This window comes from Oleiphilus sp. HI0061, from assembly GCF_001635675.1.
Genome location: NZ_LWFE01000333.1, coordinates 1 through 802 on the forward strand (window position 1 = coordinate 1; position 802 = coordinate 802).

An 802-nucleotide genomic window follows, 5' to 3' on the forward strand; every position below is an offset into this window, starting at 1 on the left:
TATGGCACTCAACAGAACAAATTCTAACGTGGCGGAAAATTCACAAATTCTGATGAGAAGGCAGGATTAATGGTCAATATTAAAAAAGGCCTCGATCTTCCAATATCCGGTTCTCCCGAACAAAGCATCACCCAAGGAAATTCCATTAGCAAGGTTGCTATAGTTGGATTTGACTATGTTGGTATGAAGCCAACCATGTCTGTTCAGGTTGGTGACAAGGTAGCTAAGGGACAACTTCTTTTTGAAGATAAGAAAACCGAAGGTGTGAAATTTACTGCACCAGCTAGCGGGACGGTTATTGAAGTAAATCGTGGCGAAAAGCGCGTATTCCAGTCGATTGTAATCGAGAAATCTGGTGATGAAAAAGTAGAGTTTGCAAAATACTCCGCTTCAGATCTTGGAAGTCTTACTCGTGAACAAGTCGTATCGAATCTGGTTGAATCTGGCGTCTGGACAGCATTTCGAACTAGGCCTTATAGTAAAGTGCCTGAGTTGACTGCTCAGCCAAATTCAATATTTGTTACCGCAATTGATACTAACCCATTAGCTGCTGATCCTGAAGTAGTGTTGTCGGGCGAAGGTGAGGCTTTTAGTCAAGGTTTAAGTATTATTGAAAAACTTACTGAAGGTAAGGTTTTTGTTTGTACTAAAGCTGGTTCTAACATCGAACTACCACCCATCGCGCGCGTAGAAAAGCAAGAGTTTTCTGGCCCGCACCCTGCTGGTAATGCCGGAACACACATCCATTACCTTGATCCTGTAAGCGATAGTAAGAGTGTATGGACTATTTCTTATCAGGACG

General features: G+C 42.4%; 1 pseudogene. It reads left to right on the top strand.

What is annotated here, in order from left to right:
- Nucleotides 1–69: 69 nt before the first annotated feature.
- A pseudogene (locus A3735_RS04275) lies at nucleotides 70–802 on the top strand (NADH:ubiquinone reductase (Na(+)-transporting) subunit A); the annotation flags it as partial.